Origin of the sequence: Pseudomonas sp. GL-B-19 (assembly GCF_019956415.1) — a bacterium.
In the GTDB taxonomy this organism is placed as follows: domain Bacteria; phylum Pseudomonadota; class Gammaproteobacteria; order Pseudomonadales; family Pseudomonadaceae; genus Aquipseudomonas.
The window spans coordinates 36206-62408 of the sequence record NZ_JAHBDK010000033.1 but is presented as its reverse complement, the minus strand read 5'-3'; the positions used below and the strand labels follow the sequence as shown (position 1 = coordinate 62408).

The window sequence follows — 26203 nt, the reverse complement described above, 5'->3', positions numbered from 1 at the left end:
GCCCTGCACAGTTGAAGGTGTACAGGGCTTTGAGTTCAAACTTGAAAGCTTAGCTTCAATACTGATTGGGCTCCATTTCCAGGTCGACATGGAAACGTTCCGAAATGTCTTTCTGGATACGCTGCGCCAGATTGAGCAATTGCAGGCCGGTCGCGCTGCCGTAGTTGACCAGCACCAGCGCCTGTAACTTATGCACGCCGGCGTCGGCGTCACGGAAACCTTTCCACCCTGCCCGTTCGATCAACCAGCCTGCCGCCAGCTTCATTCGCCCGTCGGGTTGCGCATAAGCCACCAGATCAGGGTATTCACCCTTCAACTGCGCGACCAGCGCCGCGGGCACCAACGGGTTCTTGAAGAAGCTACCGGCGTTGCCCAGCACGGCGGGGTCCGGGAGCTTTTCATTACGGATGCTGCAAATCGCCTGGCTGACATCCGTGGCCGTCGGTTGCTCGATGCCTTGCTCGGTCAGGCGCTGACGCACCGGGCCGTATTCCAGATGCAGGTGCGCAGCACGATCGAGGGTGAAACGAACGCGCAGGATCAACCAGCGCCCCGGCTCTTGCTTGAACAGGCTGTCGCGGTAAGCGAAGTTGCATTCTTGCAGGGTGAAATCGCGCAGTTCACCGGTCCGGCGATCCAGCGCGGTCAGGCCGGCGAACACGTCCTTGATCTCGACCCCGTACGCGCCGATGTTCTGCATCGGCGCCGCACCGACGGTGCCAGGGATCAGGCTGAGGTTTTCCAGGCCCGAAAGGCCCTGCGCCAAGGTGTGCTGGACGAACGGATGCCAAGGCTCGCCGGCCTCGGCTTCAATCACGACTTTGCTGCCGTCATCACTGAGGATGCGAATCCCGCGTGTGGCCATGCGCAGCACCAGCGATTGAATATCGGCGGTCAGCAGCAAGTTGCTGCCGCCACCAATCACCAGCAGTGACACATCATGTGCCGATGCGTAAGCCAAGGCTTCACGCACGTCGGCATCGCTGTGGGCCTCGGCGAACAGGCGAGCCTGAACGTCGACACCAAAGCTGTTGAACGGTTTGAGTGAAACCTGCGATTGAACCTGCAAACTCATAACCGTCCCTTCAATTCGATCACCAGCAAATCACTGGCGCGCTCGATCAGGTCCAGCACCTGTTCGAAGCCCTGGTCGCCGTCGTAGTACGGGTCCGGCACTTCATCGAGTTCCGACTGGTAGCGACGCAGGAACAAGTCCAGCTCGGCTTTACCCTTGGCCGGTTGCAAGGCCTTGAGGTGGCGCAGGTTGCTGTTGTCCATTGCCAGGATCAGGTCGTAGGTGGCGAAATCGGCACGGGTGACTTGCTGGGCGCGCTGGGCGGACAGGTCGTAACCGCGCAATTTGGCCGCGGCCTGGCTGCGTTTGTCCGGTGCCTTGCCAACGTGCCAGTCACCGGTGCCGGCGGAGGCAACTTCAATCTGATCGGCCAGCCCCGCTTCGCGCAGTTTGCGCCGCAGCACGCCTTCGGCCGTTGGAGAACGGCAGATGTTGCCCAGGCACACGAACAAAACGCGCATCAGGCCTCCAGCAGGCGACGAACGCGCTCAAGGTCTTCAATGGTATCCACACCAGCAGGCGGCGCGATGAGCGCGTCGGCGACGTGAATCCGCACGCCATGCCACAGGGCACGCAGTTGTTCCAGGGATTCGGTGTCTTCCAGCCAGCACGGGCCCCAGCTGACGAAGTCATGCAGGAAACCGGCGCGGTAGGCATAAATGCCGATATGGCGGCGATACGGCACGCCTTCGGGCAATTGCTCGCGGCTTTTGGCGAACGCATCCCGGGCCCACGGCAACGGCGCGCGACTGAAGGTCAGCGCCATGCCATTGAGGTCGCTGACGACCTTGACCACGTTAGGGTTGAACAGGGTTTCCACGTCTTCGATCGGCTCGGCCAGGGTGGCCATGCGCGCTTCGGTGTGGGCTGCGAGGTTGGCCGCGACCTGATCAATCACACTCGGCGGGATCAGCGGTTCGTCACCCTGGACGTTGACCACAATGGCGTCGGGCGCCAAGCCGAGTTTCGCTGCCACTTCGGCAAGGCGGTCGGTGCCGGAATTGTGGTCTTCGCGAGTCATCACGACTTCAGCGCCGAACCCGTTGCATGCTTCGGCAATGCGCGCATCGTCAGTGGCAACGACCACGCGCTGTGCGCTGCTTTTGCTGGCCTGTTCCCAGACATGCTGGATCATCGGCTTGCCGGCGATCAACAGCAGCGGTTTGCCCGGCAAACGGGTGGAGGCGTAACGCGATGGAATTACAACGGTAAAGGCTGTGGTCATTTATCCAGACGCTCGTCGGTGGTCAAGGTGCGCGCTTCGGTTTCGAGCATCACCGGGATGCCGTCGCGGATCGGGTACGCGAGGCCAGCGCCCTTGCTGATCAGCTCGGTCTTGTCGGCGCTGAGCTTGAGTGGGCCTTTGCAGACCGGGCAAGCGAGGATGTCGAGCAATTTGGTGTCCATGAGCATTCCCTGGGTAAAAACGGAGTTAAGGCAAAAGACGATCCGGCAACAGGCGCATCAGCTGCGTATCGAACCAGGCCACGAAGGCCGGCGATGGCACAGCATCGACCGCCAGGTACCACCAATCGGCGGCAGCGAAAGCACGGCACTTCACCGCGTCTTTTTCAGTCATCACCAACGGCAATGACGGTGTGAAATTCAAGGCTTGCACGCTGTATTCGGCGTGGTCGGCAAACGCATGCGGGACTGGCTGCCAGTGTAGCGTTTCGAGGGTTGTGAAGAAACGCTGCGGATTACCGATCCCGGCCACGGCGTGCAGCGCCTGGCCTGCGGGGAAGTGGTCGAGGGGACGCCGTTCACCGCTTTGCACATTGATCAAGGCGGTGGGTTGCAGCTGGAAGGCAAATCCGCCATCGCGATCATCCGCAGCGCCGTTGTAGAGCACCGCGTCGACGCTTTGCAGGCGCTCGACCGGCTCGCGCAATGGTCCGGCAGGCAGGCAACGCTGGTTGCCCAAGCCTCGGGCGGCATCGATCAGTACCAGTTCCAGATCGCGTGCCATGCGGTAATGCTGCATGCCGTCGTCAGAAAGAATCAGGTCCAGCGGCTCGCTCGCCAGCAGTGCCTTGACCGCGCTGCTGCGTTCCGGGTCGATCATTAACGGCACGCCGGTACGCTGGACGATCAACAACGGTTCGTCGCCCGCCATATCCGCGCTTTGATCCGCTTCAACACGCCACGGCAGTTGCGGCGGTTTGGCGCCGTAACCGCGACTCACCACGCCCACCCGCAAACCGCTGCGCTGGCAATGCTGGATCATCCACAGAATCAGCGGCGTCTTGCCGGTGCCACCTACCGTGATATTGCCGACCACGATCAGCGGCACGGGCGGCTGATAGATATCGCCCTCACCCGCCAGAAACCGCTTGCGCTTGTTCATGACCACCCGCCGATACAACCACTCCAGTGGCTGCAACAGTTTCAGGGCCGGATGACCTTCGTACCACGCGGCGAGCAGGCGATCAGACATGGCCATCAGGGCGCGGGCGCCGCTGCCTCGACGGTGGTCATGCGCAGGTGGCTGAAACCGAGTTTCCCGGCGGCGTCCATGGCGGTGATGACGGATTGATGCTGGGTCTTGCCGTCAGCGCTGATGGACAGCGGCAGGTTGGTGTCGCCGTTGGATTCTTTTTGCAGCGCTTCCATCACGGTTGTCAGGTCGCTCTTGGGCAATACCTGATTGTTCACCGAGAACACGCCTTCGGCGTTGATACCGATGTCCAGTTGCTTGACCTGTTGATCTTCAGCCGGCGAGCCGCTGATCGCTTCCGGCAGTTCGACGCGCAACTGGGTTTCACGGGTAAAGGTGGTCGTGACAACGAAAAACAGCAGCAGGACAAACACCACGTCGATCAGCGACACAAGATTGATGTCCACGTTCTCCCGTTGCTTGCGGCGGAATTTCACGCTTTTTTGCCCTCGGACAGGTCCACGTCACGGTCACCCTGCACTACCTCGACCAGTTTGATCGCTTCCTGCTCCATCCCCACCACCAGCTCATCGATGCGCCGTTGCAGGAACCGGTGGAAGAAGACCGCCGGGATACCGACGATCAGGCCCGAAGCCGTGGTGATCAGGGCTTTGGAAATACCGCCGGCCAACACCGCGGCGTTGGTGGTCATGCCCGTGCCCATGAACGAACTGAAGATATCAATCATGCCCAGCACCGTGCCGAGCAACCCGAGCAACGGGGCCATGGCGGCAATGGTGCCCAGCGCGTTGATGTAACGTTCAAGCTCGTGAATCACCCGCGCGGCGGCTTCTTCAATGCACTCTTTCATGATCTCGCGACCATGCTTGGAGTTGGCAAGGCCTGCGGCCAGGATCTCGCCCAACGGTGAGTTGGCGCGCAGTTCCTTGAGTTTTTCTTTATTGAGTTGCTTGTCCTTGATCCACACCCAGACCTGCCCGAGCAGATGCTCCGGGGTCACACGGCTGGCTCGCAGGGTCCAGAGACGCTCGGCGACAATCGCCATGGCCGCGATGGAACTCAGAATGATCGGCAGCATCATCCAACCGCCGGATTTGACCAATTCCCACACAGTGACAGTCCCCTCGAAAAAGTGCGCCACTCTAACATAGGGGGTGAGCGCACCGAAGACCGTGATGTCGCTTCCGGTCGGGCTTTAATAACTCCCGGCTATTTATTGATAGATGGCGGAGCGCGCCAGAAACGCCGATCCAGACGCATTGTCCACGGTGGCTTGAAATGCCCCAGTTGCAGACGAATGGCTCCGTGCTCGGCGCTGTCGTAAATCGCCATGCCACGTTTCTGATAGCGCGCCACGACCGTGGGGTGCGGATGGCCAAAAGAATTGCCCTGCCCACGGGAAATCAACACTGCCTTGGGTTGCAGCACACTCAACAGGGCCATCGACGAGGAACTGCGGCTGCCGTGATGCGGTGACTGCAACCAATCAGTGGCCACCGCCAGAGGACTCTCAAGCAAGGCCCGTTCGGCAGCGATGTCGATATCGCCGGTCAGCAACAGACGCTCGCCGCTGGCCTCTATTTGCAAGACGCAGGACTTCTGATTGCTGTCATGGGCTGACGTCCATTGCCACAGTTGGAAATTCACACCGTCCCAGTTCCATTGCCGGCCACTTTCACACCCTTGGGCTTGCAGTTCGACAGGTAAACCCTCGGGATCGCCACTGAGTACCCGCTTGACAGGCAAGCCATTGACCACTGCTCGCGCACCGCCGGCGTGATCGGCATCGGCGTGGCTGATCAGCATCAGGTCGAGCGCCTTTACCCCGAGTTTGCGCAATGACGGCAGCACCACCCGCTCACCGAGGTCGAGGTCGCCGAAACGCGGTCCGGCGTCATACAACAGCGTGTGATGGCGGGTACGCACGAAGATAGCCAGCCCTTGGCCGACGTCCAGTTGCCAGACATCGGCCATGCCTTCAGGCAACAACGGCCGAGGCGGAAAAACCAGCAACAGCAACAACGGCCACCCCAATGGGCGCAACGGCACACCGCGCGGCAGCAAGAGTAGAAAGGCCCCCAAAGTACCAAGTCCCCAACACCACAACGGCACCGCCACCGGCACCCATGCGGGCAATTGCCCGGCCATCAAAGTCAGCGCCTTGAACAGCCCGTCAATCAAACCGCCTGCCAGCCACAGCAACCCTTCGCCCGCATAAGGCACAGGCAACAACAATGTCCCGAGCAAGGCAGGTGGCAACACCACCAGACTGATCCAGGGCACCGCCAGCAAGTTGGCCACCGGGCCGCTGAGGCTGATCGGCAAGCCGAGCACCAGCAACAACGGGCACAGCCCGATTGCGATCAGCCATTGAGCCCGGGTCCAGGTTTGCCACCATCGCCAAGGCCCCAATCGCCCGCCAAAGGTGAAGATCAACACTGCCACGGCGGCGAAGGACAACCAGAATCCCGGTTGCAGACTAGCCAACGGATCCAGCAGCAAAACGCCATTCAGAGCCAGTAGCAGCGGCCACCAGGCCCCGAGGTGACGAAAGCGCAGCCGCCACAACAGCACCAGACCGATCATCACGCAAGCGCGTTGCACCGGAACATCGAAGCCGGCCAACAGCCCGTAAGCCAGCGCTGCCAGGAACGCCAGCCCGCATGCCCAGGGCAGCCAGGGCAAACGTCCTGGCCACAGGCCAAAACGTGCCAGCCCGGCGATCAGCAGATAGACCAACCCCGCCAACAATCCGATGTGCTGCCCGGAAATCACCAGCAGATGCACGGTGCCAGTGTCTTGCAGCACTTGCCACTCCTCACGACTCAGCCCGGCGCCATCTCCGAGTACCAGCGCCGTCAACGCTGCGGTTCGGCCCTGGGCATCGACTGCTTGTAAACGCTGGCGGATGCCGTCGCGCCAAGCCCCTCGGGCTTCGTTGAGTCGCTCACCCGCCTTGACCGTGCCGGTCGCGCCGATGTGTTGCGCCAGCAACCAGGCGTCGTAATCGAAGGCATGCGGATTGAGCAGCCCGGAGGGTCGCTTCAATTTGACCGCCAGTCGCCAGCGCTCGCCACTGTTGATGGACGGCCCGTCGTACCAGGCCAGCCGAAGTTTCGCGGGCAGCTTCGTTCGGCGTGATTGGCTGTCCGTCAGTTCGAATCGCACCACGCCGTCGGCATTCTGCGGCAACCCCGTCACCAGTCCTTCTATCCAGCGGGTTTCGCCATCCAGCTTCAGTGGCAGGCGATCATCCAGCGCCCACTGTGCATTCGCACACGCCCAGCTGAAGCCGAACAGGAAAAACGCCAACGGATACGTCCGAAACGGCAACAACATCAAACCCACTGGCGGCAGTAACATCCATAACCCGACCGGCGGTAAAATCGGCAAAAAACGCAGGGTCAACAGACCCAATGCCAGCGCCAACATCCCTGTGCGCATACACTCATCCTGGAGAGTTCCCACCTAGGCTTAGCCGGCTAGTTGCACAGACGCCGTTAATAATTGTCACAAAGTCTGAATGGGTGGTTCGCAGAATCCAGACATACTTGCCGCCTTAACCGACCGAGAAGCCTTATGCCCCGGCGCTTGTTCAAACGCTACATGCCAGACCCGACCAGCATCAAGGAACACAAATCCTTACGCTTTCTCGGCAGCTTGCTGCATGACCCCAACCTCTGGCATCTCAACCGCCACTCTGTGGCCCGGGCGATGGCAGTCGGCCTGTTCGCGGCGTTTTTGCCGATCCCGATGCAAATGCTGTTGGCCGCCGTGCTTTCCATCCTGGTGCGGGGCAATATGCCGATTGCGGTGAGTCTGGTCTGGCTGACCAACCCGATCACCATGCCAGCCGTGTTTTTCTGCACGTACCAGACCGGTGCCTGGCTGTTGGATGTGCCCACCCGCCAGTTGCCGGACTCATTGTCCTGGGAATGGGTCAGCGGCGAGTTGTCTACGTTATGGCAGCCGTTTTTGCTGGGCTCGATCGTCACCGGAGTGGTGCTGGGTGCCCTCGCCTATTTCCTGACCATGATGTATTGGCGCTGGTGGGTGGCGCGGCAGTGGAAGCGGCGCAAGAAAAGCAGAATGTAGGAATACAAAACGGCCTCCATTTTTGGAGGCCGTTTTTATTGCGGTGATTGTGCTGACGCCATCGCGAGCAGGTAGCTCCCACAGGGTTTGGTGCTGAACACAGATTTTGTGTTCACAACAGATCCCATGTGGGAGCGAGCCTGCTCGCGAAGGGGGGGGCGCCGCGGTCCTGATCAGGTACGCATCCCGCGACCACTGACCAGCAACCGTGCGCAACCGATGTACAACACGATGGTCGCCACCAGCATAAAGGTAATCGCGATGCTGATCTTGATGTCCGAAACGCCGAGGATGCCGTAACGGAAAGCGTTCACCATGTGCAGCACCGGGTTCGCCAGGGACACGGTCTGCCAGAACGGCGGCAACAGGGAAATCGAGTAAAACACCCCGCCCAGGTAGGTCAGCGGTGTCAGCACGAACGTCGGGATGATCGAGATGTCATCGAAATTGCGGGCAAACACAGCGTTGATGAAGCCCAGCAGCGAGAAGATCGTCGCCGTCAACACCACCACCAGAATGGTCACGCCCAGGTGATGCACCTGCAAATCTGTAAAGAACAGCGACAGCAACGTCACAATGATCCCGACCATCAGCCCGCGCAGCACGCCGCCCAAGGTGTAGCCGATCAGAATCGTATGCGGCGAGACCGGCGACACCATCAATTCCTCGATGGAACGCTGGAACTTGCTGCCGAAGAAACTCGACACCACGTTACCGTAGGAGTTGGTGATCACCGACATCATGATCAGCCCCGGCACGATGTACTCCATGTAAGTGAAGCCACCCATATCACCGATCTGGCGACCGATCAGATTGCCGAAGATCACGAAGTACAGAACCATGGTGATGGCCGGCGGCAGCAGCGTCTGCGGCCAGATCCGGGTAAAACGCCGGACCTCACGGTAAACGATGGTATTGAGGGCAACGAGGTTGGGTTGCAGCTCCGAACTCATACCGCCACCTTCGACAAATTTTTCTCCACCAGAGACACGAACAACTCCTCGAGGCGATTGGTTTTGTTACGCAGGCTCAGTACTTCAATGTTTTGCTGCGCCAACTGAGTGAACAGCGCGGTGATGCCCATGGCTTTGTCGACCTGGACTTCCACAGTGTGGCTGTCGATCAGCCTGGTCGGGTAGCCGAGCAACTGCGGCGCACTGGTCAACGTGTTTTTTACATCGAGCAGGAAGGTTTCCACATGCAGTTGGCTGAGCAACTGTTTCATGCTGGTGTTCTCGACGATGGTGCCGTGGTCAATGATGCCGATGTTGCGACACAACTGCTCAGCCTCTTCCAGATAGTGCGTGGTGAGGATGATGGTGATGCCTTTCTGGTTCAGCTCGGTGAGGAAGGTCCACATCGAGCGACGCAGTTCGATGTCCACACCTGCCGTCGGTTCGTCGAGGATCAGCAGGCGCGGTTCATGAACCAGCGCACGAGCGATCATCAGTCGTCGCTTCATACCGCCAGACAGCGAGCGTGAAGGCGTGTCACGTTTGTCCCACAGTCCCAGCTGGGTCAGGTATTGCTCGGCGCGTTCCTTGGCGATTTTCGCCGGAATGCCGTAGTAACCGGCCTGGGTCACGACGATATCAAAGGTCTTTTCGAACTGGTTGAAGTTGAATTCCTGGGGTACCACGCCGATGGAGCGCTTGAGTTGCGCAGGATTTTTGTCGAGGTCGTGACCGAAGATATTCACCGTTCCGCTGGTCTTGTTCACCAGGGTCGACAGAATGCCGATGGTCGTGGATTTGCCGGCGCCGTTAGGGCCCAGCAAGGCGAAGAAGTCACCTTCGGCGACATCCAGATCGATACCACTCAGGGCCTGGAAACCGTTGCCGTAGGTTTTGGTTAGCTGCCGGATGGACAGAGCGGAACTCATATCGGATTACGCACCAAGAAGGAAGAAAGGAATAAAAAACGGCCGGCGGCGACAGGTACAGCCGCGGCGCGTGAGCGCAATGGTGCTTGTCGCCGCCACACAAGTACAGTCAAGTGTGTCGATAGTGAGTATTAAGTCAACGCAGTCATAACGGCTTTTTGATACGCCGGACGCTGTTTCAACCGGGCGTACCAGGCTTCAAGGTGCGGCTGTGATACGCGCTCGATCGGCATCTCGAACCAGGCATAAATAAAACTACCGAGCGGGATGTCGCCCATGCCGATTTCGTCGCCGGACAGGTACGGTTGGGCGGCCAGTGCCTGATCGGCCAGTGACAGCAGATCTTCGCACTCCTTGATAGCGGCGTTGATAGCCGACCAATCCTGCTTGTCTGCCGGGGTGCGCAACACGCCCCAAAATACGGTGCGGAATGGGCCGGCGAAACTTGAGGTCGTCCAGTCCATCCACTTGTCGGCCGTGGCGCGAGCTTTTATATCCGCCGGATACCAAGCGCTGCCGTTGGCATGAAGGGCCATCAGGTAACGCACGATGGCATTGGATTCCCACAGCACAAAACCGTCGTCTTCAATCACCGGCACGCGGCCATTGGGGTTCATCGCCCGATACTGCGGCGTATCGACGACACCAAAGGCGCCGCCCGCGTCGATGGCCTCGTAGGCCAGCCCCAGTTCTTCGGCGGCCCACAACGGTTTTCTGACATTAGACGAGTTTTTCCGACCCCAGATCTTCAGCATGACCGCCTCTTTTTCGACAAGTGGGCAGGCAGCATACGCCGGATCAGGCGCGACTCAAATCGCTCTGCATATCGCCCAGCAGCATGGGCAGTTGCTCGCTGAACAGGTGCGGATAGCACTTTTCCAGGTGTTCGAAAAAGAACGCTTCCGGCACATCGGTGAACTGGCCGTGATCGACCAGGTATTCCATCAACTGCGCGCCATCGCGATTGTAGGGATGAAAGACACTGTCATTGATCCCGTCGAATTCCAGCGGCGCGACATTGAACAGTTCACAGAGTTTTTGGTTGAACGCCGGGGTTGCCTTCACCCAACGGCCATTCAGATACAACTCCGTATAACCATGCATCGCGAACACATCGCTCTTGAGCAATTCGAGCAAACGCGGGGTCGACAGGTGATTGCGCACATCGGCCAGACCGATCCGCGCCGGGATCCCGCAATGTCGCGCGGCACCAGCCAGCAAAGTGGCTTTGGGCACGCAATAGCTTTCCCCGGTTGCCAGCGCATAACTGCCGCGCAGGGTCTGCGGGTCGCGGCTGAACGTGTAGGGGTTGTAGCGCACGGCCTCGCGCACCGCGTAATACAGGTGGATCGCCTGTTCGACCGGGTCTCGACGGCTGCCGCGATGTTGTTCGGCGAACTCCACCACCGAGGGATGGTCACTATCGATGAAGCGGCCGGGACTCAAGTACTCGTGCATGAGAATAATCTCCTGGGGAAGCCCCGAGTCTAACGACAGGTTCAGCACAGAGATAACGACGTTTCGGCCAAACATGAGCGCATTGCCGCGTAGGAAACGAACCATTTCCCGAGCATGTTGCCAACCGAGCCTGCAAATCTCACCCAAGGTTTCCCACGATTTCAATCACATCGCTCTGACCACCCTCTTTGGCGGATGCCGTCTAAGCTCTGAAGGTTGGTTTTACCCTGGTTCACGGAGGATTAAATATGCTGCTGTTGTGGATACTGGTTCTGGTTGTCGGGATAGCCTGGTTAGCCCATCGTCGCATCGCTCCCCTGCCCGCTCTCTGCATCGTTGCCGTTTACGTGGTGGCAATGGGGGCTTTCAGCCGCGCGCCCGGTTGGCTGCTGCTGTTGTACTGGGTGTTGATCGCAGCCGTTGCGGCACCATTGTTGCTGCCCGATCTGCGTCGCAAGTTCTTCAGCGCGCCGCTGTTCAACTGGTTCCAGAAAACCCTGCCGCCGATGTCGCAAACCGAACGCGACGCCATTGATGCCGGCACCGTGTGGTGGGACGGCGAACTGTTCAGCGGTCGCCCCGACTGGGACAAGCTACTTTCCTACCCAAAAGCCCAACTGAGCGAAGAGGAACAGGCCTTCATCGACGGCCCGACCGAAGAGCTCTGCGCCATGGTCACCGACTGGCAAATCGGGCAAGACATGGACCTGCCCGCCGAGGCCTGGACGCACATCAAGGAGAACGGCTTCTTCGCGCTAATCATCCCCAAAGAATTTGGCGGCAAAGGCTTCTCTGCCTATGCGCATTCACAGGTCGCCATGAAGCTGGCGACCCGCAGCGGCGACCTTGCTTCCACCGTGATGGTCCCCAACTCCCTCGGCCCCGCCGAACTGTTGCTGCATTACGGCACCGACGAACAACGCAACCATTACCTGCCACGCCTGGCGCGCGGCGACGACATTCCCTGCTTCGCGTTGACCGGCCCGCTGGCCGGTTCCGACGCTGGGGCAATGCCCGACACCGGGGTGATCTGCAAAGGTGAATGGGAAGGCAAGGAAACCCTCGGCCTGCGCCTGAACTGGGAAAAGCGTTACATCACCCTCGGCCCGGTGGCGACCCTGCTCGGCCTCGCCTTCAAGGCCTATGACCCGGACCATTTGCTGGGTGACGAAGAAGACCTGGGCATCAGCCTGGCCCTGATCCCAACGAACACCGCTGGCGTGGAAATCGGTCGTCGCCACTTGCCTCTGGGTGCCGCGTTCATGAACGGCCCGAACTCCGGCAAGGACGTGTTCGTGCCGCTCGACTTCCTCATCGGCGGTCAGGAAATGCTCGGCAAAGGCTGGATGATGCTGATGAATTGCCTGTCGGTCGGGCGGTCGATTTCGTTGCCAGCCGTCGGCACCGGCGCGGCCAAATTCACCAGTCTGGTGACCGGTCAGTACGCTCAGGTTCGCGAACAATTCAACGTGCCACTGTCGGCGTTCGAAGGGATTCAGGAAGCCATGGCGCGCATCGGCGGCAACGCCTGGATGATGGACGCGGCGCGCATGTTGACCGCCAACGCAGTGGATCTGGGCGAGAAACCGTCGGTGCTGTCGGCGATTCTCAAGTACCACCTCACCGAACGCGGCCGCGAGTGCATCAGCCATGCGATGGATGTTCACGGCGGTAAAGCCATCATCATGGGGCCGAACAACTACCTTGGCCGCGGCTGGAATGGCGCGCCGATTTTCATCACCGTGGAAGGCGCGAACATTCTCTCGCGCAATCTGATGATCTTCGGCCAGGGGGCGATTCGTTGCCATCCGTTCGTGCTCAAGGAAATGGCCCTCGCTGGCCGCGAAGACAAGGACCAGGCGCTCACCGAGTTCGATGGTCTGCTGCTCAAGCACATCGGTTTTGCCGTGAGCAACGCCGCCAGCACACTGGTGTTGAACCTGGGTTTAGGGCACTTCGAACACACACCGGGCAACAAGCTCAGCCAGGGTTACTTCCGGGCGCTCAACCGTCAGGCCGCGGCGTTCGCCTTGCTGGCGGACCTGAGCATGATGCTGCTGGGCGGTGAACTGAAACGTCGCGAACGCCTGTCGGCACGCCTGGGGGATGTGCTCAGCAACCTGTACCTCGCCTCTGCCGCCCTCAAGCGCTATCACGACCTCGATTCACCGGAGCACATGACGCCGCTGTTTACCTGGGCCATGGAGGAAAGTCTTGGCCAGTCGGAACGCGCGCTGGATGAACTGCTGACCAATTTCCCGAACAAGGTGCTGGGCTGCCTGTTGCGGATGATCGTGTTCCCGTTCGGCCGTCGACACAAAGGGCCATCGGACGCACTTGGCGCCGAAGTGGCCGCCGTGATTGGCCGCGCCAAGGGCGACCCGACGCTCGAAGAGTTGCTGGGCGGTTGCTATCGACCGCAATCGGCCGATGACGCCGTCGGGGCTTTGCAACACGCCTGCAATTTGCTCAATGCAGCGCAACCCCTGCAGAAAAAACTGCACATGGCGCTCAGAAGTGGCCAGCTCGAGCCGGCAGCCGGGGAGAACATCATCGATGCAGCGCTGGAGGCCGGCGTATTGCAGGCAGGGGAAGCGCAGACCCTGCGTGCCGCCGAAGCGGCGCGGCGCAAGGTGATTGATGTCGATGATTTCGATAAAGAAGAGTTGGCACTGGCGCAAGGAAAGGTCCGCTGATCCAGCCACGCTTGTAGGCCAATGCAAAATGGGCGCGGGCGCTTTATACTCCCGCGCCCGTTTTGCTCTTGAGGACTTATCTCGTGTCCAACGTCGTTGCCGACCATCTCGTCTTGCTTGACCACTTGCGCAGCATCCTGGTCGCCGTGGGTGAGGCCGAACAGGTTCCCGAAGAAAGCCATGCCTTGTTCCTGGAGCGCTTCGACGAACTGCGTGCGTTGCTGCCGGTCGATCCGATCGAAAGCCAATACCTGGGCCAGGACATTCTCTGCCAGGTGATCACCCGCTACCCGCAAATTGCCCACCTGGTCCCGCGCGACCTGCTGTGGTACTTCGCCGGTGACTGCCTGCATTACATGCCCGATGATGAAATCGATCTGTATCAGGCGCTGGAAGAACGTCGCTTCGAAGCTGAACAGAACGACGAACCGTTTGACTGGAACCAGGAAAAACAACTGCTGGCGATGTCGAATCAAGACAGCAAGCACTGATCCCGGCTCAGTAATGAAAAAGGCCCGCATGGTTGAACATGCGGGCCTTTTTATTGGCTGCGTGATGCATTGTCTGGACAACCGCTATCGCGAGCAGGCTCACTCCCACATTGGAACGCGGTCAAATGTGGGAGTGAGCCTGCTCGCGAAAGGGCCAGTCAAAGCAACCCATCACTCTCAGGCAACTCATACTCAGCCGCAATCTTCCCCGGCTTGCTCAAGGTCGGCTCCTTCTCCAGGCACTCCACCAGATAATCGATAAACACCCGCAATTTCGGCGGCAGATAACGCGTCGGCGAATGCAGCAACCAGGCGCCGCCGTGGTACGACGCCAGAAACGTCCAGTCCGGCAACACCTGCACGATCAACCCCTGCTCCAGCGCATAACGCGCCGTGAAATACGGCAGGCTGCCAATGCCAATGTGCTGCAACACCGCGCCCAATCGCACACCGGTGTGATTGGCGGCATACCGACCACGCACGCCGACAGTGACCGCTTTGGTGCCTTTCTTGAATTTCCAGCGCGCATCACTCGGGGTTTCACCCAGATAGATGCAACTGTGGTTAAGCAAATCGTGGGGATGTGTCGGTGTACCGTGTTCAGCCAGGTATTGCGGCGTGGCGCAGAGCAAATGGTCGATGGTCAGCAATTGCCTTCCAACCAAACCGGCGGGTGGTCGATCGGTAATCCGGATGGCGAGATCAACATGGTCGTCGATCAGATCCACCTGCCGATCCTCAAGCAACAACTCCACATCGACTTTGGGATAACGCCGCAGAAACTCCGGCATATGCGGGTGAATCACGAATCGCCCCACGGCCTTGGGCACACTGACTCGCACCAACCCTTCGGCTTCTTGGGTGAACTGCCCGCTGATTTCCATCACCGATTTGGCGGCGCTGACCATTTCCTGGCAGCGCTTGAATACCTCTTCGCCCCCGTCGCTCAGCCGCAATTTACGCGTGGTTCGTTGCAGCAGACGCGTGGCCAGCGCCTTCTCCAGGCGTGAAATGCTACGACTGACTGCCGAAGGAGAAGTGCCCAGTTGACGGGCCGCTTCAGAAAAGCTGCCGGTTTCGACCACCTTGACGAAAATCGCCATTTCACCGAGCAGCGGTAGCGGAAGATTTATGCTCACAGCGCAACAGTCCTTTGATGATTGAGCGGATTATCACGCAATTCCACGCTTCATATAATAAAAATAGAAACTTTAATAAGGGCATGGAATATGACGCTTCGCCTCTTTTTCCATAGTGATGACCTCAAGGCTAATGTGGAAGTCCTGGATTGCACGCCCTACGAGAACGAATATGCGGTGGTTCTGCGCGCCACGCTGTTTCACCCCCAGGGTGGCGGACAGCCCTTTGATACGGGCTGGATCGGCGATAGCCAGGTACTGCGCGTCATCCAGGATCCCGACCGGATCATGCATTTCGTCGACCAACCGGTAAAACCCGGCATGACCCTGATTCGGGTGGACGGGGAGCATCGCCAGTTCAATACACGCATGCATTCAGCCGGGCATCTGATCGGCCACTTCGTCCAGGCCAAGGGCTGGATGCCGATCAAGGCGCATCACTGGCCGGGCGAAGGCCGCGTGCAGTTCAAGGCGCTGGAATGCGCACAGGACGTCGATGCCCAAACCATTCAACTCGGCATCGAACAGTGGGTTACCCAGGATTTCCCGCGGCTGACGTCGTTGCGCGATGGCGCCCGGGAAATCGGTTTCGGTGAACTGCCCGCCTATGGCTGCGGCGGCACCCATGTACGGAGCCTGAAGGAGTTGGGCACAGTCACGATCGCGTCCCTTTCATTGAAGAAGGGAACGCTGTCAGTCCACTACAACGTGGATTGAGCATTTGGGCGATGCCGGCACTGTCATCGCCTGACGCCGGGGGAACCTGTGTTCGCGGGTTCTGTTGACTATCTGATAGATGGACCTAAGACATGATGCTTGACGTCGAGCGTCTCGATGAGACGTGCATAAAAAAACTGGTCAATGAAGAAGTCCTCGCCATCCGCGTCAAGGGCTTGTTGCCCCCGCCGCTGGCGATTCAGATTGGCGACAAGATCCTCGCCCCGGGCTTCGAAGGCTATATCAATGCGCCGAGCATCGGCCGCATCGGCATGGCGTTTTATGAAGCGGAAAACCAGCCGCTGCTGATCGAGGACTACTTCGAACGCGCCACGCGCAACATTGCGGAGTTGCGTAACCGTTGCGCGCCCTATTCGTCCCCGGTCGACACCCTGCGCTGCATGCTCGATGAATCCTGGCCGGCAGGTGCACACCTGGAAAACCTCTACGGCCGCAAGATGTACGTCGGGCTGTCGCGAGTGGTGAAACCGGGGGTGTGCTTCCTCGCCCACCACGACATTTTCGCCAAGGACGCTCCGGACAGTTATCAGGCCAGAAGCCTGGAAGCGCAGTTCGCCTGCAACGTTTACCTGAACATGCCGACCGAGGGCGGTGCGCTGCAGGTGTGGGACGACGATATTTCGCCGGATCAGTTCGACGACATGCGCGGCGACAGTTACGGCATCGACCCCGCCCTGCTAGGCCCTCCGACCCTGGAGATTCGCCCTGAGCCGGGCGATTTCATCATGTTCAATTCGCGCCGCATGCACTCGGTGACTCCGGGCGTGGCGGATCCGCGACTGAGCCTTTCGTTCTTTGTCGGTTACCGCGGCAATGCTTCACCCCTTACCTTCTGGAGTTGAGATGTTTTCAAATTACCTGGGCGAATTTCTGGCGCTGGCGACTATTCACTTTCTGGCCGTGGTCGCACCCGGGCCGGATTTCGCCGTGACCATTCGTCAGAGCGTGCGTTTCGGCCGGTTGGTGGGCATCTGCACGGCGCTGGGTATCGGCGCAGGGATTTCCGTGCACGTGCTGTACACCCTGCTCGGGGTCGGCGCGCTGATGCATACAACGCCTTGGCTGTTGACCGTGGCCAAGGTCGCGGGCGGCGCCTACATTTTGTACCTCGGTGTCAGCCTGTTGCGCAGCAAACCCAAGTCCGCGCTTGAGGGCGATAAAGGCTCGGACGAGCCCGTCGCCGAACAAACGCTGTCGAAGGCATTTATCACCGGGTTTCTGACCAACGCAACCAACCCCAAGGCGACGCTGTTTTTCCTGGCGATTTTCACCACCATCATCAGCGCCACGACGCCTCTGAAAATCCAGGCGCTGTATGGGGTCTGGATGTGCTTTGTGAACGCGCTGTGGTTTGTCATTGTCGCGCTGTTCTTTTCCAGTGCCCGGGTGCGAGTGCTGTTCATGCGTATGGGCCACTGGTTTGAACGGACAATGGGGGTAATTCTGATCCTGTTTGCCGGGCGCTTGATCCTCTCGATGTAAAACCTGCACAAACGCAAAAGGCCCGCGCAGTCAGACTGACGGGCCTTTTTTTGCATTCAGCACACCCCGTCAATATCAGGCAATCGCACTGCGCTGCGACCTTGCCCGCACCGCTCGCCCGTCCGCCTTTCTCCAGCCTTTACACCAATGGTTTTTTTTAAAACGATGGCACTTTGGCTTGATTGAACTACCTTCAAACAATAAGAAGTCATAACGGCTCGAATTTCCACGTTAGCTTCAGTGATCAGATGGCGAATTGGCAAAAGGAGTTACCTCACTATGATCCTGGCAGGCGTTTTCCGGCGATGTACCTTCATTGCCGATTACTTTCCGGGGGAGCCAGGTCGGCGGACAGTACGGTCCATAGCCGCGAGTGTCGCTCTGTCGGGCAGTCCTGGTCAGCGGATCACTAAAAATCGTTTTAGCAAAGGTCGCTCGCTGTCCAGCCAGATCAGTGAATTGCGCCTGCTCGTATGTAGCACGCAAGGAATAACGCCGAGGTCATGGATAAGTGGTCTGGCGCATTGGGGGGGATTGTCCGATCCCCGTGAAGTGATCCGTGACAACTCAGTCAGCCTAAAAGGATGTACTTAATGAGCCTTCGTCCCGTGCCCGCTATCAAGCGAATTATCCATGGCCTGTTCTGGATGGGCCTCAGCGTGGATGCGGCTCAGGCCGCGCCGGCCAATTGTCCACAGCTGGACAATTGGCCGACAACGTACGAGGTCGGTCAGGGGCTGCAGCATGAACTGCGCAGCCCCGTTCCGATAACACAACTGGCGGTGGGGGACCCGAAAATTGCCGACGTACAACCCAGCGGCAGCAGCGCGTTCATACTCACGGGCGTTGCGCCGGGGACCACCAGCCTGATGGTCTGGACCGCCTGTTCGAAAACGCCGCGCCAAAGCATGGTATTCGTCAAGGGTAAAGCCACGTCGGCGCTGACCAGCGTGCCGTCGGTGCCTTCCGAAGACCCGCTGCTGCCGAGCCAGGTGCAGACCGATATCCGCTTCGTAGAAGTCAGCCGGACCAAGCTCAAGGAAGCCTCCGCCTCGATTTTCGGCATCCGTGGCAACTGGCTGTTCGGCTCGCCGAGAACCTTGCCCACCATCGGCGGCATTGTCACGCCGGCGGTACCGGTGAACAACAACAACTTCAACCTCACTTTTGCTACCGGCAATACCCTGGTGGCGCTCAACGCGCTGGAAGGCAGTGGTTTCGCCTACACGCTGGCGCGGCCAAGCCTGGTAGCGCTCAGCGGGCAGAGTGCGAGCTTCCTGGCCGGCGGTGAAATACCGATTCCGGTGCCCAGTTCAGGCAGCGATAACGTGTTCATCGAGTACAAGGAGTTCGGTATCCGCCTGACCCTGACGCCGACCATCATCGGGAAAAACCGTATCGCGCTGAAGGTGGCGCCGGAAGTCAGTGAACTGGACTTCACCAACGCCGTGAGCATCGCCGGCACGGTAGTCCCGGCCCTGACCGTGCGCCGTACCGATACCAGCATCTCCCTGGCCGACGGCGAAAGCTTCGTCATCAGCGGCCTGATCAGCACCCACAACGACTCCCATGTGAACAAGTTTCCGGGGCTGGGGGATATCCCGGTTCTGGGCGCGTTTTTCCGCGACAACGTCATCAACCGTGAGGAGCGCGAACTGCTGATGATCGTCACCCCGCATCTGGTCCAGCCACTGGCCGCCAATGCACAACTACCGTCATTGCCTGGCGAGCAAATGCGCAATTACGACCCGAACTTCTACCGCATGTTTTTCCTGGAAAATGGCGACTTCGACAGCCTCAGCGGGCTCTCGCAATGAACCGAAGCCTGAACCAGACTTGCCTCGCCCTCACTCGTAACGGTGACTTTGAACGCTTGCCGGGCCAGCTGTATTGCCATTGGCCAGGCGTTCAACGTGTTGTAGCCAGAGGACCTTCAATGAAAGCAGTCATTGCAATAGCGGCGACATTTATGCTCGCAGGTTGTGCCAGCAATGGCATGTCTTCGCAACCAGCTAACTGTGCCAAGCCCGGTTCAGATCAAGAACTGGCCCTGAACCTGGCCGACAGCATGGCCGAAGAAGGCCGTTTGTATGCCAGCCTGGCGAATCTGGAAGGATTGCCCGATGACCTGGTCCAGGTTCGCCTGCGCAAGGCTCGGGTGCTGCGCTTGATGGGGCGTAGCGGGGACGCGCAGCCGTTGTATGAAAGCTTGCACGGCACCTGTCTGGCGGCTGAAGGGGAACATGGCCTGGGCCAGTTGGCCGCCGCCAAAAATGATAACGCCACCGCTGCCACACACCTTGAGCATGCGGTGAAGATGGCCCCCACCGACGACAGGATGCGAAATGACCTGGGGGTCGTCTACCTCAATCAGCGACGGATCCCTGAAGCACGCTTTGAGTTCATGACCGCCATGGAGCTCAAGCAGGCAAATACACTGGCGGCACTCAATATGGTGACGCTGCTGATCTACCAGGATAACTGGAAGGCGGCTGCTGAACTCGTGACCCGCGCCGACTTGAGCCCCAAGCAAGTCATAGAGGCTCAAACCCGCGCGGAAAAACTCAAGGCCTCCGCCAATAAAGTGGTGGCATCCGAGGGGAATCGCAGGACTGAGGTAGCCGATACCTCGTCCAGTGCGAACAAGTAGAACGTACGAGGAGTCGAGATGAAGACCAAAAGGCTGTTGATCGTGTGCATGGCTTGCCTGTCCACCACTGCCTGGGCAATTGAGCCGGGCCCCTCTTCGCCGTATCAACAAGGCACCGAACAGTGGTTGCAGCTGCAGATTCGCGGTGTGGTTGCCTCCACTAAACTGCAAACCGCTTCGGCCACCGAACGTGACCTGGCCATGCAGCGCTGGCTGAATAGCTTCAGCTACCCGATTCCGCAGTTTTTTGACCAGGATTCAGCAGGACAAATGACCATCGGCAACTGAGGCATATCGATGTGTGATCAGCGTCTGGCGTCGTCCAGAGTGGCCTGGCTAAAAAGCCAGGCTCAATCACGTGTGCAGGAAAATACAGTCCAGATACTACAAGGTGGAGCAGGCGATTGGAGTGAATGCACTCTACTCGCCTGATCCACCCCGTTCTAATGCAGTACAGCCATCCTGTTCGACAGCAAGCCACCCCTGTTCACTTACCGAATACTCTGAATACCCCGATTATGGCGGGGCCGATAGCGACCAGAAAGAAGCTCGGCCATAGACAGAGAATCAGCGGGAATATGAGCTTGGTACCGACTTTCGCCCCCATCTCTTCGGCGGCCTGCGTACGCCGGTCACGGAACTCATCGGCATAGATGCGCAGGGTGTCGGCAACGCTGGTACCAAAGCGGATACTCTGCGCCAACAGGCTGACCAGACCTTGTACGTCATCCAGGCCAGTGCGTACGGCCAGTTGCTTGAGCGCCTCGGTACTGGAAATGCCCGCGCGGATTTGCGCATTGACCAGGGCCAGTTCTTCAGCCAGTTCGGCCTGACTGACCGACATCTCCTCAGCCACTCGTTCGATGGTCGTGGGCAGGGCCAGCCCCGACTCCACGCACACCACCATCAGATCCAGCGCATCCGGAAATGCGGCACGCAGCCGACCTTGTCGCAACTGCTTGCGCTTGGCGACATACAGCGCTGGCACCAACCATCCGATACCGGCCACCAAGGCCACCAACAGCAGCCCCATGGTCAGGGAAACCTTGGGAATCATCGGCAACAGCAGCAACGCAATACCGATCAATAACAGCGGCAACATCAAGCGCACTGCCCAATACATCTGCACTGCCGAAGAGGAACGGTACCCCGCATGCGTCAACAGGGCCTGGGTGGCGGACGTCTGAGCCGATTCGGCCGAGGCAAAGCGCTGGCCGACCCGCTCCAGTAACAGTTGCAGGTTACCTGGAGCTTCCTGCCCGGTGGTGTTACCTAAATGACCACGCTTGATCAGCGCCAGACGACGCTGCACCGGATCCTGAAGCCCCTGCATCAGCAAGATCACGGCGACGACCGCAAGCACCGTACTCAAACCGATCGCGCCAAGGAACAACAGGCGTGCCATCTCCTCGTTCCCCGTAACCCGACTGAACAACCCGAGCAAAAAATCCATGACCTGTACCTCCCGGTAGCGAATACCGCTTAAACCTGAATCCGGATGATTTTGCGAATCCAGAAAATCCCGAGCAACATGGCGCAGAACGCCCCGATGATCAGCTTGTGGCCCAGGGGATCATTGATCAGCACAGGCAGGTAACTGGGGCTGGTGACTATGATCGCGATCGCCAGCACGAAGGGAATCGCCACCAGCACCCAGGCCGACATGCGCCCTTCCGCCGACAGGGTTTTGACCTTGCGCTGGAAGCGGAAGCGCCCGCGAATCAGTCGACTCAGACGCTCCAGCACCTCGGTAAGATTCCCGCCGGTCTCGCGATGGATGAGGATCGAGGTCACCAGCATCATCACCGTCATGCTCGGCATCCTCTCAAGCAGGCCGAGCATGGCCCGGCGCACATCGTTGCCATAGTTGATATCGGCAAAGGTCAGGCCGAACTCATGAGCGACCGCCCCCTTGTGCTCCTCGGCGACCAGGCGCAGGGTTTCGTTGAACGGGTGTCCAGCGCGCAGGGCACGGCACATGGCATCCAGCGCATCCGGCAGGCCTTCCTCAAACTCAGCGAAGCGTTTGCCACGGTCATGAGAAATTTTCAGCAGTGGTACCCAGAACACTCCGAAGCCCGCCAGCAGCGCCATCCACCAGACTGACGAGATCATCCAGATCGAGATGCCTGTACAGGCGCCCAGGAACAGCCCGAGCAACAGCACCCGATAAGCACGATATTCATGGCCGGATTGCTCGATCACCTGGGTCAGGCTCAGCATAAAGGGCAACTGCTCGAGCATTGCCTCCAGTGGCGATAAGCGCGTCAGGTATTTCTGCCGCAAAACCGTCTGCATGTTGGGCAGATTGTTGGCTTTCTCCAGTACGTGCAGGCGGCCGCGGATGCGCTTGCGCATCTTGCCGGCCTCGCCAAACACCGGCACTGCCACACTCTGAGACAGGAGGAAGACGGCGATAAATACCATGCCCAGGAACATCAGAATGAATTCACCAGGAATATGGTTCATGACTGCCGTGCCTCCATCCACTCGGGCCTGAACATCGCAAGCGGCAACTCGATACCGCGCTTGGCCAGCACATCGCGGAAGGCGGGGATCATGCCGCTGGGCCGAAAATCACCGAGTACTTCGCCGTTTTCACCCATGCCATGGCGCACGAAAGAGAAGATTTCGGTCATGGTGATGATCTCACCCTCCATGCCGTTGATCTCCTGCACGCTGACCAGGCGGCGCTTGCCGTCCTCCTGGCGTTCCAGCTGGATGACCACTCCGATGGCCGAAGCGATCTGTTGGCGCATGGCCTTGATCGGGAAGGTCGCCCCGGTCATCGACACCATGTTCTCGATTCGCCCCAATGCATCGCGTGCGGTGTTGGCGTGGATCGTGGTCAGCGAACCGTCGTGACCGGTGTTCATCGCTGTCAACATGTCCAGCGCCTCGGCGCCGCGCACTTCGCCGATCACAATGCGGTCCGGACGCATCCGCAAGCTGTTGCGCACCAACTCCCGCTGGCTCACCTCGCCACGCCCCTCGATATTCGAAGGTCGGGTTTCCAGGCGTACCACGTGGGGCTGTTGCAACTGCAGTTCGGCGGAGTCTTCGATGGTAACGATCCGCTCGTTGTGCGGGATGAAACTGGACAGCACATTGAGCATGGTGGTCTTGCCGCTGCCGGTACCGCCGGAAATCAGCACGTTCAAGCGCCCACGGACAATCGCCTTGAGCAGCAGGGCAATGGCCGGGGTCAACGCCCCCACCTGGATCAGGCTGTCGGTATTGAGCAGGTCCACGGAAAAGCGCCGGATCGACATGCTCGGGCCGTCGATGGCCAGCGGCGGAATAATCGCGTTGACCCGCGAACCGTCCTTGAGCCGCGCATCCACCAACGGCGAAGACTCGTCGATACGCCGACCCAGGCTGGAGACGATGCGGTCAATGATGTTCAGCAAATGCCGATCATCGCGAAAACGCACATCGGTGCGTTGCAGCTTGCCGAAGCGCTCGACATACACTGAGTCATGCCGGTTGACCAAAATGTCGGACACACTGTGATCGGCCAGCAGCGGCTCCAGAGGCCCCAGACCGAGCACCTCGTCGGTGATCTGCTTGATGATCAACTGCCGGCTGGAAGTACTCACCGGTGCCGAGTGTTCATCGAGCAGGCGCTGGCAAATATCGCGAATCTGCCGCGCGGCCTCAGCCTGTTCAAGGGAGTCCAGCAAGGACAGGTCCATGACCTTGAGCAACTGCTGGTAGATCTTTTCTCGCCACTCGGCCTCCACCGGGGTGACCTGACTTTTGGTTTCGTAAAGAATGTCCGGCGTTGCACGCTCCCATGCCATTATTTCCTCTGCCGGATCCAGCAGGTCGTCACCCGGCTGGTTAGCCGGCGATGAGGCGGGCTTACCGGCCTGTTTGCGCAAGCGGTTACGAAAGTCGTTGATCATGGGTCATCCCCCGAAAAAACGGTTGAAGGCGCGTTTGAACAAGCCTTTGTTGTCAGCCAACTGGTTGCCGACCAGGTCCTCAGCCATGTTGTGCAGGGCAATGGTGATCGCCGCCCTCGGCGCATGCAGCCCCAAAGGCACACCAGTGTTCTGACTCTGGCTGACCAGGTTGAAGTCGTTGGGTAATTTCGACAGATTCGTGCAGCGCATCGCCTCGCCGATATCTTTGAGGCTGATCGCTGCGGCCTTGTCAAAGCGGTTGACCACTATCTGCAATTGATCCCCGCGCACACCCAGGTCATCGCGAAGAATCCGCACCAGAGAGCTGGCATCGCGCAGATGGCTGACGCTCTGTTGCACCACCACGTACACCCGATCCGCCTGTTCCAGCACAGAGCCGGTGAGGTGGTCGATTTGCCGCGGTAGATCGATCACTACCCAGTTATAGCTGGCACGGGCCAACTGCAACAGGGTGTCAAGTTGCTCGGGTTGGGCGTCCTGCGGCAGACACAGCTCACCGGCCCGGCCACCCAGCACATGCAAAGTCTGGCTGAAGTGGCTGCAAAAACCGCGTAACGCGACGCTGTCCATGCCGTCGATCTGATGCAACACCTCCAGATGGCTGTGCGTTTGCGCCACATCCAGGTAATGCGTCACGCTGCCAAATTGCAGGTCCATATCCAGCAACAGGGTACTGCCATCCTTCATGCTGAGCTGCTGAGCCAGGTTACAGGCCAGCAAGGTTCCGCCGGAACCGCCCTTGGCGCTCATCACAGCGATCAATTTCCCTTCTGCCCCACTGCCGTTCCGAACCTCCATGACCAGCCGATTCAAGGCGGCAACCAGTTCTGTCTCGGCGACGGGCTCCGGCAGCACGTCACGGGCGCCGGCCTGCATCGCCAGGCGCATGCCTTCCTGTTCGCTCAACAGTCCGCACACCAACATCGGCGGACGCTCATGGGCCGGGCGCTGCAACAGTGCCGCCAGCTCCTCGCGCCACAGGTGGCTGACGCGCAACAGCAGCAGATCGGGCATCCGGTCCAGGCCGTAGAGCGGGTCGACATGCCCATTGCTCACCAGGCGAGTACTCACTTCCAGGCTGGGCATGCGTTGGCAGACGCTCTGCAGGTCGCGCAACGACGCGGCGTCACGGCTGCTGATCAGCAACCGTAGCCCGGCTTTGCCGGTCGAGGTAGAGACGGGAGTTTCCTTGGTATTCAGCATGGCGTGATCTCCCCGGAATCGGAATGACGCCCGAGGCTTTCGCGTGGCAACGTTGCCCTGAATGGGGACAAGGTAATGGGCACGCCGAACCCGGGAATAAACAATTTGAATACGAAGCCTGACAGACTCATCTGGACATAGCGGATGGCACGAAAACCGGTGGCGCTGACAGTGTCAAGGGGGTTGGCCACCGGAGCACCGTTTACGTCCAGATAGGTCAACGTCAGGTGGGTGGTGGCCAGATCGCCGATCAGCTTGCTATTACCTGCATCGCCCGCCGTGTTGAAGATCGCCCGCTGCTTCACCACCTCATCCTTGATATTGCACACCGCCGCCAAGCGCGCACCACGGCGCACGACTTCATCCAGCGCATTGACCGTGAAGTACAGGCGGCCCATTTCCACTACGCCGAACAACAGTGTGAACACCAGCAGACCAACGATGGCGAACTCCACCGTATAGATGCCACGCATGTGTTTTCTGTTCATCACAGAGCCCTCATCACGGTAGTGGCAACCAGCGGAATGCTCAGTGCAATCTGATTACCAAAAAAGCCGGGAAGCGCTCCGGAGCAAATGCCACCGCCAATCACCGGGCAGTACGTATAAGTGATGGTGACCCGCACATGGTCAGTGCCCTCTGGGGCGACGATAACGTTGCCAATCGTCAAATCTGACAACACCTCATCCCCGGTGTCGACAGGCACGCCAAACACCGCAACGTTTTTCGTCTCGGTCTGCAGCGTAGTGCTCAGAACGACCTTGCCAAGCGTTGAGTTCCAGGCCTGGCTGGCGACAAAACGGCCGGCATCACGACTGGCCTGCAACAGGATGTTGTACTGGTAGAGCATGCGGCCGAACTCACCGAAGGCCAGCAACATCAGGAGCAACACCGGCAGGACCAGGGTGAATTCCACCATGGCCAGGCCTTGCTGGCGCTGCCGATATTTAAATCCGTGACGTCTCAT

At 59.4% G+C, this 26203-nt stretch carries 28 protein-coding genes; 9 read left to right on the top strand and 19 right to left on the bottom strand.

Annotation, left to right across the window (positions count from 1 at the left end):
* Window positions 1-55 precede the first annotated feature (55 nt).
* From murB to KGB06_RS14665, 8 genes are all read right to left on the bottom strand, one after another.
* Entirely contained in the window at window positions 56-1075 is a 1020-nt protein-coding gene (gene murB, locus KGB06_RS14700) for a UDP-N-acetylmuramate dehydrogenase (RefSeq protein WP_223516901.1), read from the bottom strand.
* Complete coding sequence (locus KGB06_RS14695) at window positions 1072-1536, bottom strand: low molecular weight protein-tyrosine-phosphatase (RefSeq protein WP_223516899.1); 465 nt, start codon at window positions 1534-1536, stop codon at window positions 1072-1074. Before KGB06_RS14695 ends, murB begins: the two co-directional genes overlap by 4 nt.
* Window positions 1536-2300 carry a 3-deoxy-manno-octulosonate cytidylyltransferase gene (kdsB, locus tag KGB06_RS14690; RefSeq protein WP_223516897.1) on the bottom strand — a complete coding sequence of 255 codons (765 nt, stop codon included), beginning with the start codon at window positions 2298-2300 and terminating at the stop codon, window positions 1536-1538. Before kdsB ends, KGB06_RS14695 begins: the two co-directional genes overlap by 1 nt.
* Window positions 2297-2482, bottom strand: coding sequence for a Trm112 family protein (locus KGB06_RS14685; protein WP_007945752.1), 186 nt, complete (start codon window positions 2480-2482; stop codon window positions 2297-2299). Before KGB06_RS14685 ends, kdsB begins: the two co-directional genes overlap by 4 nt.
* Before the next feature lie 25 nt (window positions 2483-2507).
* Entirely contained in the window at window positions 2508-3518 is a 1011-nt protein-coding gene (gene lpxK / locus KGB06_RS14680) for a tetraacyldisaccharide 4'-kinase (RefSeq protein ID WP_223516895.1), read from the bottom strand.
* On the bottom strand, window positions 3518-3949 hold the full coding sequence (locus tag KGB06_RS14675; protein WP_223516893.1) for an ExbD/TolR family protein: 432 nt from the start codon (window positions 3947-3949) through the stop codon (window positions 3518-3520). The genes lpxK and KGB06_RS14675 overlap by 1 nt, the downstream gene beginning before the upstream one ends.
* Window positions 3946-4584 (bottom strand): MotA/TolQ/ExbB proton channel family protein, encoded by a 639-nt coding sequence (locus KGB06_RS14670; protein WP_223516891.1) that lies wholly within the window; start codon window positions 4582-4584, stop codon window positions 3946-3948. Before KGB06_RS14670 ends, KGB06_RS14675 begins: the two co-directional genes overlap by 4 nt.
* A gap of 98 nt (window positions 4585-4682) precedes the next feature.
* Window positions 4683-6917 (bottom strand): DNA internalization-related competence protein ComEC/Rec2, encoded by a 2235-nt coding sequence (locus KGB06_RS14665; protein ID WP_223516889.1) that lies wholly within the window; start codon window positions 6915-6917, stop codon window positions 4683-4685.
* A 135-nt stretch (window positions 6918-7052) separates the two neighbouring features.
* Here KGB06_RS14665 and KGB06_RS14660 point away from each other — a divergent pair, with 135 nt between their 5' ends.
* The gene (locus KGB06_RS14660; RefSeq protein WP_223516887.1) at window positions 7053-7568 is read left to right on the top strand and encodes a DUF2062 domain-containing protein; all 516 of its coding nucleotides are present in this window, start codon (window positions 7053-7055) and stop codon (window positions 7566-7568) included.
* A 173-nt stretch (window positions 7569-7741) separates the two neighbouring features.
* On the opposite strand, the gene KGB06_RS14655 is transcribed toward KGB06_RS14660, so the two are convergent.
* The 4 genes from KGB06_RS14655 to KGB06_RS14640 form a co-directional block, all read right to left on the bottom strand.
* Entirely contained in the window at window positions 7742-8521 is a 780-nt protein-coding gene (locus KGB06_RS14655) for an ABC transporter permease (protein ID WP_223516886.1), read from the bottom strand.
* On the bottom strand, window positions 8518-9450 hold the full coding sequence (locus KGB06_RS14650) for an ABC transporter ATP-binding protein (RefSeq protein WP_223516884.1): 933 nt from the start codon (window positions 9448-9450) through the stop codon (window positions 8518-8520). The genes KGB06_RS14655 and KGB06_RS14650 overlap by 4 nt, the downstream gene beginning before the upstream one ends.
* Before the next feature lie 131 nt (window positions 9451-9581).
* On the bottom strand, window positions 9582-10205 hold the full coding sequence (locus KGB06_RS14645) for a glutathione S-transferase family protein (protein WP_223516882.1): 624 nt from the start codon (window positions 10203-10205) through the stop codon (window positions 9582-9584).
* A 43-nt stretch (window positions 10206-10248) separates the two neighbouring features.
* Window positions 10249-10908: a transglutaminase-like domain-containing protein gene (locus KGB06_RS14640; protein WP_223516880.1), complete on the bottom strand. Its 660-nt coding sequence runs from the start codon at window positions 10906-10908 to the stop codon at window positions 10249-10251.
* Between the two features lie 248 nt (window positions 10909-11156).
* Between KGB06_RS14640 and KGB06_RS14635 the strand changes: the two genes are divergently transcribed.
* On the top strand, window positions 11157-13604 hold the full coding sequence (locus KGB06_RS14635; RefSeq protein WP_223516878.1) for an acyl-CoA dehydrogenase: 2448 nt from the start codon (window positions 11157-11159) through the stop codon (window positions 13602-13604).
* Between the two features lie 83 nt (window positions 13605-13687).
* Window positions 13688-14095, top strand: coding sequence for a PA2817 family protein (locus KGB06_RS14630; protein WP_007905217.1), 408 nt, complete (start codon window positions 13688-13690; stop codon window positions 14093-14095).
* Between the two features lie 158 nt (window positions 14096-14253).
* Here KGB06_RS14630 and KGB06_RS14625 read toward each other — a convergent pair whose 3' ends face one another.
* The gene (locus KGB06_RS14625) at window positions 14254-15234 is read right to left on the bottom strand and encodes a LysR family transcriptional regulator (protein WP_223516876.1); all 981 of its coding nucleotides are present in this window, start codon (window positions 15232-15234) and stop codon (window positions 14254-14256) included.
* Between the two features lie 90 nt (window positions 15235-15324).
* On the opposite strand from KGB06_RS14625, the gene KGB06_RS14620 reads away from it, so the two are divergent.
* The 6 genes from KGB06_RS14620 (at window position 15325) to KGB06_RS14590 (ending at window position 20392) form a co-directional block, all read left to right on the top strand.
* Entirely contained in the window at window positions 15325-15951 is a 627-nt protein-coding gene (locus KGB06_RS14620) for an alanyl-tRNA editing protein (RefSeq protein WP_223516875.1), read from the top strand.
* Window positions 15952-16043: 92 nt separating this feature from the next.
* The gene (locus KGB06_RS14615; RefSeq protein ID WP_223516873.1) at window positions 16044-16814 is read left to right on the top strand and encodes a 2OG-Fe(II) oxygenase; all 771 of its coding nucleotides are present in this window, start codon (window positions 16044-16046) and stop codon (window positions 16812-16814) included.
* A gap of 1 nt (window position 16815) precedes the next feature.
* Window positions 16816-17454, top strand: a complete 639-nt coding sequence (locus KGB06_RS14610; protein ID WP_223516872.1) for a LysE family translocator — start codon at window positions 16816-16818, stop codon at window positions 17452-17454.
* A gap of 593 nt (window positions 17455-18047) precedes the next feature.
* Complete coding sequence (locus KGB06_RS14600) at window positions 18048-19271, top strand: type II and III secretion system protein family protein (protein WP_223516870.1); 1224 nt, start codon at window positions 18048-18050, stop codon at window positions 19269-19271.
* 119 nt (window positions 19272-19390) lie between these two features.
* The gene (locus KGB06_RS14595) at window positions 19391-20104 is read left to right on the top strand and encodes a hypothetical protein (protein ID WP_223516868.1); all 714 of its coding nucleotides are present in this window, start codon (window positions 19391-19393) and stop codon (window positions 20102-20104) included.
* 18 nt (window positions 20105-20122) lie between these two features.
* On the top strand, window positions 20123-20392 hold the full coding sequence (locus KGB06_RS14590; RefSeq protein WP_223516866.1) for a DUF3613 domain-containing protein: 270 nt from the start codon (window positions 20123-20125) through the stop codon (window positions 20390-20392).
* A 199-nt stretch (window positions 20393-20591) separates the two neighbouring features.
* Here the strand turns inward: KGB06_RS14590 and KGB06_RS14585 are convergent, their stop codons facing one another.
* Genes KGB06_RS14585 through KGB06_RS14560 form a run of 6 tightly spaced genes read right to left on the bottom strand, consistent with a single transcriptional unit; the run spans window position 20592 to window position 26203 of the window.
* On the bottom strand, window positions 20592-21557 hold the full coding sequence (locus KGB06_RS14585) for a type II secretion system F family protein (RefSeq protein WP_223516864.1): 966 nt from the start codon (window positions 21555-21557) through the stop codon (window positions 20592-20594).
* Between the two features lie 29 nt (window positions 21558-21586).
* Window positions 21587-22573 carry a type II secretion system F family protein gene (locus KGB06_RS14580; protein WP_223516862.1) on the bottom strand — a complete coding sequence of 329 codons (987 nt, stop codon included), beginning with the start codon at window positions 22571-22573 and terminating at the stop codon, window positions 21587-21589.
* On the bottom strand, window positions 22570-24012 hold the full coding sequence (locus KGB06_RS14575; RefSeq protein ID WP_223516860.1) for a CpaF family protein: 1443 nt from the start codon (window positions 24010-24012) through the stop codon (window positions 22570-22572). Before KGB06_RS14575 ends, KGB06_RS14580 begins: the two co-directional genes overlap by 4 nt.
* A 3-nt stretch (window positions 24013-24015) precedes the next feature.
* Window positions 24016-25236 carry an AAA family ATPase gene (locus KGB06_RS14570; RefSeq protein WP_223516858.1) on the bottom strand — a complete coding sequence of 407 codons (1221 nt, stop codon included), beginning with the start codon at window positions 25234-25236 and terminating at the stop codon, window positions 24016-24018.
* The gene (locus tag KGB06_RS14565) at window positions 25230-25724 is read right to left on the bottom strand and encodes a TadE/TadG family type IV pilus assembly protein (RefSeq protein WP_223516856.1); all 495 of its coding nucleotides are present in this window, start codon (window positions 25722-25724) and stop codon (window positions 25230-25232) included. Before KGB06_RS14565 ends, KGB06_RS14570 begins: the two co-directional genes overlap by 7 nt.
* On the bottom strand, window positions 25724-26203 hold the full coding sequence (locus KGB06_RS14560) for a TadE/TadG family type IV pilus assembly protein (RefSeq protein WP_223516854.1): 480 nt from the start codon (window positions 26201-26203) through the stop codon (window positions 25724-25726). Before KGB06_RS14560 ends, KGB06_RS14565 begins: the two co-directional genes overlap by 1 nt.